Here is an 8,291-nt window from a genome sequence, read left to right on the forward strand (position 1 = left end):
TCTCAGGCGGTCAACAGCTGCACGGCCTCGTCGAGCGAGTCGACCAGGTGCACCACCTGTGCCATCTCCCGCTGCGCACCGAGGGCCTCCAGCGTCGGCCACACCGGTATGGCGCTGCTCCAGTGGTCACGTCCGACCAGCACGAGCGGGGCCAGGTTAACGCCGACGCCGTAGTAGAGCCGGGTCGTCGCCTGGAAGATCTCCTGCACCGTGCCGGCCGCGCCGGGCAGCACGACCACGCCGGCGTTGCACCGGGCCAGCAGGCCGTCCTCGCGCAGGGCGTTGGAGAAGAACTTCGCGATCCCGTCGCCGAACACGTTCGGCGGCTCGTGGCCGTAGAACCAGGTCGGCACGCCGACGCTCCGGGCCGGGCCGCCGTCTCGGACGATCTCGTCGCGCACGTCCAGGGCGACCGCGGCCCAGGCGCCGACGTCCGGGAGGAAGGACGGCACCGCCGCCAGCGCCGCCAGGGCCGCGTCGAGCCGGTCGTGGGTGCGGCAGTAGGCGCCCAGATTGGCCGCCTCCATCGCTCCCGGCCCGCCTCCGGTGGCCACCAGCAGATCCGCCTCGGCCAGCGCGTGACCGAGGCGCGCGGCGGCGGCATACTGCTGCGAACCACGCTCGACGGCGTGCCCACCCATGACGCCCACCACGCGGCGGCCGGCGACCAGCTCGTCGAGGGCGTCGCCGATGGAGTCGTCATGGATGGCCCGCAGCAGGCTCACGAAGGCGTCGTGCCGCGTCGCGGTGTCCAGTGACCAGCGGTAGGCGCGGCTGTCCGGCGTCGCCGCGTAGCCCTCCCGGTCGAGCCCCTCGTAGAGCTCGTGCGGCGTGTAGAGCCGGGCGCGATAGGGGTCGACCGGACAGCGCGGTCCGGTCGGAAAGATGATCGCCCGGCCGAGCCGCAGGTGGTGCTCCAGCCGGGGCGACAGCTCGCCGCCGAGCACGACGAGCCCCTCGAAGTCGTCCAGGGCGAGGAGCTGCTCCTCGCGGGCGCGCAGGTCCAGGTCCTGCAGCCGGAGCCCGGCCAGGCTCGCGCGGTCGGCAAGCGCACGGTCGAGCGCGGTCAGGGTGTCGATCTCGGTCGGCATGCCTGCATCATGCCTTGGCAGCCGGCCGGGAAGTGACCGGAACGTGATCCGCGACCGCCAACCCTCGCGCCGGGTCGTGCGTCTGTGGAGGTGGTGGCGTGGACGCGTCGCGGACACCGTCAGTCGGGAGGCAACGTCGTGGCACCGATCAGGCTGCGCACCACCGGCGGGCTGACCGGCGCGGCCGTGCTCGCGGCGGCGGCGCTCGCCACCGGTGGGACCGCGGTGGCGTCGACGGGGACGAGCGGACTGGCTGCTGCACGGGCGGTCTCCGTGTGGGCTGCAGGAGCGGGGCTGGCCAGCGGCCTGGTGCAGGGGGCTGGGTCTGCTGGCGCCACCCCCGCCGTGCAGCACCGGCAGGGCAGCACGGTCGCTCCGGCGCGGGACTTCGGCTCCTGCCGGTAACGAGGTTCCCTGCGGGGAGGATCCGCGGGGTCCCGGCCCCACGGATCCTCCCCGCTGCGGCTCTGGCGCACGTGGTGGCATTCGCGACAGGATGCGGGGCATGAGTGACGGCGCACACGGGACGGCAGACGACACGGCCTACGACACGGCATACGCGCGGGCCCATCGGCGCAGCCTCGAGGACCCCGACGGGTTCTGGGCGCAGGCGGCCGAGGGGATCGACTGGATCCGCAAGCCGACCACGATCCTCGACGCGAGCCGGCCGCCGTTCTACCGCTGGTTCACCGGCGCCACCCTCAACACCTGCTACAACGCGCTCGACCGGCACGTCATCGCCGGGCGCGCCGACCAGCCGGCCCTGATCCACGACAGCCCGGTGACCGGCACGACCGCCACCTACACGTACGCCGAGCTGCTGGACCTCGTGGCCCGGTTCGCCGGGGCGCTGCGCGGGTTCGGCGTCGGGCAGGGCGATCGCGTGGTCATCTACCTGCCGATGGTGCCCGAGGCGGTCATCGCGATGCTGGCGTGCGCCCGGATCGGCGCCATCCACTCGGTCGTCTTCGGCGGCTTCGCTCCGGCGGAGCTCGCCGCACGGATCGAGGACGCCGCGCCGAAGGTGGTCGTGTCCGCGAGCTGCGGCATCGAGCGCAGCCGGGTGATCCCCTACAAGCCGATGCTGGACGAGGCGATCGAGCGCTCGTCGCACAAGCCGGAGCGGTGCATCATCGTGCAGCGCGAGCAGCTGACCGTCGAGCTGACCGACCGCGACGTGGCGTGGTCGGACGTGATGCACCCCGACCTGGTGGCACCCGCAGGGTGCGTCCCCGTCGCGGCCACCGACCCGCTCTACATCCTCTACACCTCCGGCACCACGGGGCGGCCCAAGGGCATCGTGCGCGACCATGGTGGGCACGCGGTGGCGCTGCGGTGGTCGATGGGCAACCTGTTCGGGATGCAGCCCGGCGACGTGTGGTTCACCGCCAGCGACGTGGGCTGGGTGGTCGGCCACTCCTACATCGTCTACGCGCCCCTGCTGACCGGGTGCACGACGGTGCTCTACGAGGGCAAGCCGGTGGGCACCCCGGACGCCGGAGCCTTCTGGCGGATCGTCGAGCAGTATGGCGTGGCTGGCCTGTTCACAGCGCCCACGGCCATCCGGGCGGTCAAGAAGGAGGACCCCGAGGGCGAGCTGCTCGAGGGGCACGACATCTCCTCGCTGCGGACCCTCTTCCTCGCGGGGGAGCGGCTCGACCCGGACACCTACACGTGGGCGGTGGAGCGGCTGCGGCTGCCCGTCGTCGACAACTGGTGGCAGACCGAGACCGGGTGGCCGATCGCCGCGAACCCGATGGGTCTGCAGCAGCTTCCCATCAAGCCGGGATCGCCGACCGTTCCGGTGCCGGGGTATGACGTGCGAGTGCTCGACGAGCGCGGTGAGCCTGTGCCGCCCGGGACCGAAGGCGCCATCTGCCTGCGACTGCCGATGCCCCCCGGCACGCTGCCGACGCTGTGGCAGGACGACGACCGCTACGTCTCGTCCTACCTCGCAGCTCACGACGGCCACTACCTCACCGGCGACGGTGGCTACCTCGACGAGGACGGCTACCTGTTCGTGATGGGCCGCACCGACGACGTGCTCAACGTGGCGGGCCACCGGCTGTCGACCGGGTCGATCGAGGCCGCGCTCGCGGGCCATCCGTCCGTGGCCGAGTGCGCGGTGATCGGGGTGGCCGACCAGCTCAAGGGCCAGGTGCCACGGGCCCTGGTGGTGCTCAAGAGCGGCATCGACGTGGCGGCCGACGGCGCCCTGGAGGCGCTGCGCGACGAGCTGGTGCAGCGCGTGCGGTCGGAGGTCGGCGCGGTGGCGGCGTTGCGGCAGGTCGACGTGGTGGCGGCCCTGCCCAAGACCCGGTCGGGCAAGATCCTGCGCAAGACGATGCGCCAGATCGCCGACGGCGACGCGGCCACGGTGCCGAGCACCATCGAGGACCCGGCCGTGCTCGAGGACCTGCGCCCGGTGCTGCGCCGCCCCTGAGCTCACCTTCCCCACGAGCGAGGGGGAGTCGCGGTGGCAGAGCGCGGGGTGGGGCCGAGGCCGGCTCAGCGCAGGGCCGGGTCGGCCTCGTGGATCACGGCGGACATGAACGCCATGGTGTCCTGGCGACGCCGCGCGGGGTCGTCGGCGTAGGCGGCGGTCGGGCCGGGACCCTCACGGATCGCGAGCGCCTCCTCCAGGATCGGTCGCCACTGCGCGTCCATGTGGTCCAGGGCGTGCCGTCCGGCCACGCTCTTGGAGGCCATCTCTCCCGTCTCGAGCCGGTGGCGGAGCCGGGCAGTGCCGAGCACACCCCACGCGGTGGCCTCGGGCACCGCGGACTCCTGCGGGTGGACCGCCATCGACTCAACCTGCCCGCGCCAGTAGGTCGTCAGGTGTTCGATCGTGTAGGCCCGCAGCGCCGTGTCGTCGGTGTGGATGTCCACGGTCGACAGGTCGGGGCCGAAGACGGTGATGCCGTGGCGGGCCAGCTCGTGCCAGGTGGCGAGGATGATGTCGGGGTGGTTGCTCACCGTGAACAGCCCGGCGCTGGTGCCGGGGACAGCCGGACATACGCCGGGGGGCGACGCCAGGTCGGAGGCCAGCACGTAGAAGCCGTCGAAGTGGGTGCCGGGATGTGCCGTCTCGAGCTCGGTGTGAATGGCGTGCAGCACCGCTACGTCCGCCGCGTCGGGCCGTCGGCTGGTCGTGGCGACGAAGTCGATGTCGCTGCCGTCGAAGAACTCCCCGAAGCCGAGCGACCCGTGCAGGTAGAGCCCGGTGAGGAAGCCCGGCAACCGGTCCTGCAGCAGGTCCACGGCGGTCGACGTGATGCCACGGACGACCGTGGGCAGGCTGTCGGCGGGAGCAGTGACCATGCGCTTCACCGTATCCGGTGGCCAGCCTGCTCCGGCGGCGCCCCGGTGCCGTCCGCCTCGGTACCCCGCGCGGCCCCGTCCGAGGTGGTCCTGTGTGACATCGCCACCGATCAGTGACCCGTGAGCAGGGACAGGGCGCGTCCGAGGCGGGCCGGGCGTCCGGTGAGGCGCTCCTCGTGGTCCGCGAGACCCGCGAGGCGCAGTCCCGCGTTGATGCCGAGCCACCGCAGCGGCTCCGGTTCCCAGGCGCGGGAGCGGTGGTCGACCCAGGGCAGCGAGGTCAGGCTGGTATGCCGTCCGGTCACCAGGTCGGCCAGCGTGCGCCCGGCGAGGTTGGTCGTGGCCACGCCGTCGCCGACGTAGCCCCCCGCCCAGGCGAGTCCGGTCGCCGGGTCGTGGCCGACGCTGGGGTGCCAGTCGCGGGCGATGCCGAGCGGACCGCCCCAGGCATGGGTGAAGCGCGCTCCTCCGAGCGCCGGGAGCATCTCGCGCAACGCCGTGCGCAGCGTCTCGAAGACCGCGGCGTCGCCGTCGAACTCGGGGCGGATGCCGGAGCCGAAGTGGTAGGGCGCACCGCGGCCGCCGAAGACCAGCCGGTCGTCCACCGACCGCTGGCCGTAGACGATGACGTGGCGGTGCTCGCTGAACGTCTCGCGCTCGGCCAGCCCGATCTCGGCCCAGGTCGTCTCGGGCAACGGCTCGGTCGCGACGATGAGGGAGTAGACCGGGGCGATGGTGCGCCGGTGGCGGGGCAGCCGGGAGGTCCACGCCTCCGTGGCCCGGATGACGTGCCGTGCACGGACCACCGGCCCCTGCACGGTCTCGACCCGGCCGGGCGAGATCCGTGCGACCGGGGTGTGCTCCCGGATCGTGCCGCCACGATCCTCCACCGCGCTCGCGAGGCCGCGGGCGAGCCGGTAGGGGTGCACGCGGGCGCAGTGCGGGTTGTAGGTCGCTCCGAGCAGTCCGGTCACGGCGAGGCGCTCGCGAGCGGCGTCCGCCTCCAGCCAGGTCGTTCCCAGACCCCAGTGCTGTGCCTCGGCGACCTCCTCCCGGGCCCGTGCGGCCTGTGCCCTGCCGCGGGCGACGACCACGGTGCCACCTTGGCGGAAGCCGCAGTCGATGCCCTCGTCCGCGGCCACCCGGCCGACCTCGGTCACGCTCTCCCGGAGTGCGGCGTGCTGGTCGCGCGCCGCCGCCTCGCCGTGGTCACGGGCCAGCCGGGCCGGGCTGACCGGGTAGAGCGCGGAGACCCAGCCACCGTTGCGGCCGCTCGCCCCGAAGCCCGCCCGCTCCTGCTCGAGGACCAGGACCTGGAGGGACGGGTCGGCCTCGAGCAGGTAGTAGGCCGTCCACAGACCGGTGTAGCCCGCACCGACGACGCAGACGTCGACCTCGGTGTCCGTCGTCAGCGCGTGCCGGTCCGGCCCGAGGGGAGGGGTCCCCGAGGCCTCGTCCCACCACAGGGGCAGCACCGTCATACCGTCTCCTCAGGGCAGCACAGGACGCGCGGGACAGGCGGTCCCGCGCGGTCCCGCACGTCGTTCGTCGGTCAGCTCAGAGTCGATGGTCGCGCTCCTTGGCGGCAGGTCGCTTCGCTCCATCCTCGCCGCTCTTCGTCGCCGCTCAGAGCCGCTTCCAGGCCTCGGTGAGCACGCCACGCAGCCGTTGTTCGATGTCGTCGAACTCGGTCTGGCCGATGATCAGCGGCGGCGACAGCTGGATGACCGGGTCGCCACGGTCGTCGGCGCGGCAGTAGATGCCGGCCTCCCACAGCGCCGGGCTGACGAAGTCGTGCAGCAGCCGCTCCGCCTCGTCGTCGTCGAAGGTCTCGCGCGTCTCCTTGTCCTTGACCAGCTCGATGCCGTAGAAGAACCCCTCGCCGCGCACGTCGCCGACGATCGGCAGGTCGAGCAGCTTCTCGAGCGTGGCCCGGAAGTTCGGTGCCTCGTGCTTGACGTGGTCGTTGAGGTGCTCGCGGTCGAAGATGTCCAGGTTGGCCATCGCCACCGCTGCCGAAACGGGGTGCCCACCGAAGGTGTAGCCGTGGGCGAACACCGTGTCCCCACCCTGGAACGGCTCGAACAGCCGGTCGGTGGCGATCATCGCGCCGAGCGGCGAGTAGCCCGAGGTCAGGCCCTTGGCGCAGGTGATGATGTCGGGCTCGTAGCCGAAGTCGGTGCTGGCGAACATCGAGCCGATCCGGCCGAAGGCACAGATGACCTCGTCGGAGACGAGCAGCACGTCATACTCGTCACAGATCTCCCGGACCCGGTCGAAGTAGCCGGGGGGCGGCGGGAAGCAGCCGCCGGAGTTCTGCACCGGCTCGAGGAAGACGGCCGCGACCGTCTCGGGGCCCTCGAACTCGATCGCCTCGGCAATGCGGTCGGCAGCCCAGCGCCCGAAGTGCTTCGGGTCGTCGCGCAGCGACTCGTCGGCGCGGTAGATGTTGGTGTTGGGGACCTTGAAGGCGCCGGGCACGAGCGGCTCGAACGGCGCCTTGGCAAAAGGGATCCCGGTGATCGACAGGGCGCCCTGCGGGGTGCCGTGGTAGGCCACCGCACGGCTGATCACCTTGTGCTTGCCCGGCTTGCCGGTGAGCTTGAAGTACTGCTTGGCCAGCTTCCAGGCGCTCTCGACCGCCTCCCCGCCACCGGTGGTGAAGAAGACCCGGTTGAGGTCGCCCGGAGCCTGCGCCGAGAGCCGCTCGGCCAGCTCGATGGCCGGGGGAGTGGCGTAGGACCACAGCGGGAAGTAGGCGAGCTGCTCGGCCTGCTTGGCCGCGGCCTCGGCGAGCTCGCGGCGGCCGTGTCCGACCTGGACGGTGAACAGGCCGGCGAGGCCGTCGATGTACTTGCGGCCGCGGTCGTCAAAGATGTGGGCGCCGTCCCCCCTGACGATGATCGGCACGTTGCCGCCCGCGCCTCCGGCCGAGGTGGGCTCGTAGGTGGATTGCCGCGTGAAGTGGCCCCACAGGTGGGCCCGCGCGGCATCGGCATACTTCGTGCCTGCCGGGGTGCGGTCATCCTGGGAGGGAGCGGAGACGGGAGCTGGTTCAGTGGTCATCGAGTACCCCAGTTGTAGTGCTGCTTGTTGAGTTTCAGATAGACGAACGTCTCGGTGCTGCGCACCCCGGCCAGGTTCCTGATCCGGCCGGACAGCAGCTCGAGCAATTGGTCGTCGTCCTCGCAGACCACCTCGATCATCAGGTCGAAGCTGCCCGCGGTGGTGACGACGTAGGCGACCTCGGGCAGCTCCGTCAGGCGACGAGCCACCGTCTCGAGCTCACCGTCCACCTGCAGACCGATCATGGCCTGTCGGTGGAAGCCGATCTGGAGGGGATCGGTCACGGCGACGATCTGCATGACCCCGGCGTCCAGCAGACGCTGCACGCGCTGGCGCACCGCCGCCTCGGACAGGCCGACGTCCTTGGCGATGGCGCTGTAGGACTGCCGGCCGTCGTTCTGGAGGTGCTCGATGATCGCCTTCGCGACGTCGTCGAGCCCGCCGCCCGGACTGACCCGACGGTCCCTGTCGCGCCGGGTCTCCGGCGCCGCGCTGCGAGGACTCACGTCCCCGATGGTGCCGTGCTTCGTCCGTCTTGGCAAGTGCCCGGGCCACTGAATCAGTGGGTCGTCGGTCGATCGCTATACTGATTTCGCAGGAAAATTGGGGGCAGGGTGTTGAAATCGCCAGAGACAGCCCTATGATTCCCGACACGGGCATCACGCCGTTGGGCCCGTCCGAAGCGCGAGTAGTCACACCGAATGAGGAGTATGTCGTGAGCACGAGTCCCCGGGTCCTGCGTAGTTTTGTCGGTGGCGAGTATGTTGACGCCGAGTCGGGTGTGACCAGTGATGTGGTGAGTCCGGTGACGGC

At 71.6% G+C, this 8,291-nt stretch carries 7 protein-coding genes; 2 read left to right on the forward strand and 5 right to left on the reverse strand.

The features are described 5' to 3' along the window. Positions 1-2: 2 nt before the first annotated feature. Positions 3-1,091, reverse strand: coding sequence for an LOG family protein (locus FCN22_RS12385; protein ID WP_137121860.1), 1,089 nt, complete (start codon positions 1,089-1,091; stop codon positions 3-5). A 138-nt stretch (positions 1,092-1,229) separates the two neighbouring features. On the opposite strand from FCN22_RS12385, the gene FCN22_RS12390 reads away from it, so the two are divergent. Both FCN22_RS12390 and FCN22_RS12395 read left to right on the forward strand, forming a co-directional pair. Next, positions 1,230-1,496: a hypothetical protein gene (locus FCN22_RS12390; RefSeq protein WP_137121861.1), complete on the forward strand. Its 267-nt coding sequence runs from the start codon at positions 1,230-1,232 to the stop codon at positions 1,494-1,496. 100 nt (positions 1,497-1,596) lie between these two features. After that, entirely contained in the window at positions 1,597-3,534 is a 1,938-nt protein-coding gene (locus FCN22_RS12395; RefSeq protein ID WP_137121862.1) for a propionyl-CoA synthetase, read from the forward strand. A gap of 65 nt (positions 3,535-3,599) precedes the next feature. On the opposite strand, the gene FCN22_RS12400 is transcribed toward FCN22_RS12395, so the two are convergent. The 4 genes from FCN22_RS12400 to FCN22_RS12415 form a co-directional block, all read right to left on the reverse strand. Next, positions 3,600-4,412: an aminoglycoside adenylyltransferase domain-containing protein gene (locus tag FCN22_RS12400; RefSeq protein ID WP_137121863.1), complete on the reverse strand. Its 813-nt coding sequence runs from the start codon at positions 4,410-4,412 to the stop codon at positions 3,600-3,602. 110 nt (positions 4,413-4,522) lie between these two features. After that, entirely contained in the window at positions 4,523-5,893 is a 1,371-nt protein-coding gene (locus FCN22_RS12405; RefSeq protein ID WP_137121864.1) for an NAD(P)/FAD-dependent oxidoreductase, read from the reverse strand. A gap of 145 nt (positions 5,894-6,038) precedes the next feature. Continuing rightward, on the reverse strand, positions 6,039-7,478 hold the full coding sequence (locus tag FCN22_RS12410; protein WP_137121865.1) for an aspartate aminotransferase family protein: 1,440 nt from the start codon (positions 7,476-7,478) through the stop codon (positions 6,039-6,041). Then, on the reverse strand, positions 7,475-7,984 hold the full coding sequence (locus tag FCN22_RS12415) for an Lrp/AsnC family transcriptional regulator (RefSeq protein ID WP_137121866.1): 510 nt from the start codon (positions 7,982-7,984) through the stop codon (positions 7,475-7,477). The genes FCN22_RS12410 and FCN22_RS12415 overlap by 4 nt, the downstream gene beginning before the upstream one ends. Positions 7,985-8,291: the final 307 nt, after the last annotated feature.

It is taken from the genome of Segeticoccus rhizosphaerae (assembly GCF_005222685.1).
Taxonomy (GTDB): Bacteria; Actinomycetota; Actinomycetes; order Actinomycetales; family Dermatophilaceae; genus Segeticoccus; species Segeticoccus rhizosphaerae.

Bases quoted from the DNA above. Each gene is read 5' to 3' on its own strand.
- FCN22_RS12400 (WP_137121863.1), bottom strand. From the start codon at position 4,412: ATGGTCACTGCTCCCGCCGACAGCCTGCCCACGGTCGTCCGTGGCATC.
- FCN22_RS12395 (WP_137121862.1), top strand. From the start codon at position 1,597: ATGAGTGACGGCGCACACGGGACGGCAGACGACACGGCCTACGACACG.
- FCN22_RS12405 (WP_137121864.1), bottom strand. From the start codon at position 5,893: ATGACGGTGCTGCCCCTGTGGTGGGACGAGGCCTCGGGGACCCCTCCC.
- FCN22_RS12410 (WP_137121865.1), bottom strand. From the start codon at position 7,478: ATGACCACTGAACCAGCTCCCGTCTCCGCTCCCTCCCAGGATGACCGC.
- FCN22_RS12385 (WP_137121860.1), bottom strand. From the start codon at position 1,091: ATGCCGACCGAGATCGACACCCTGACCGCGCTCGACCGTGCGCTTGCC.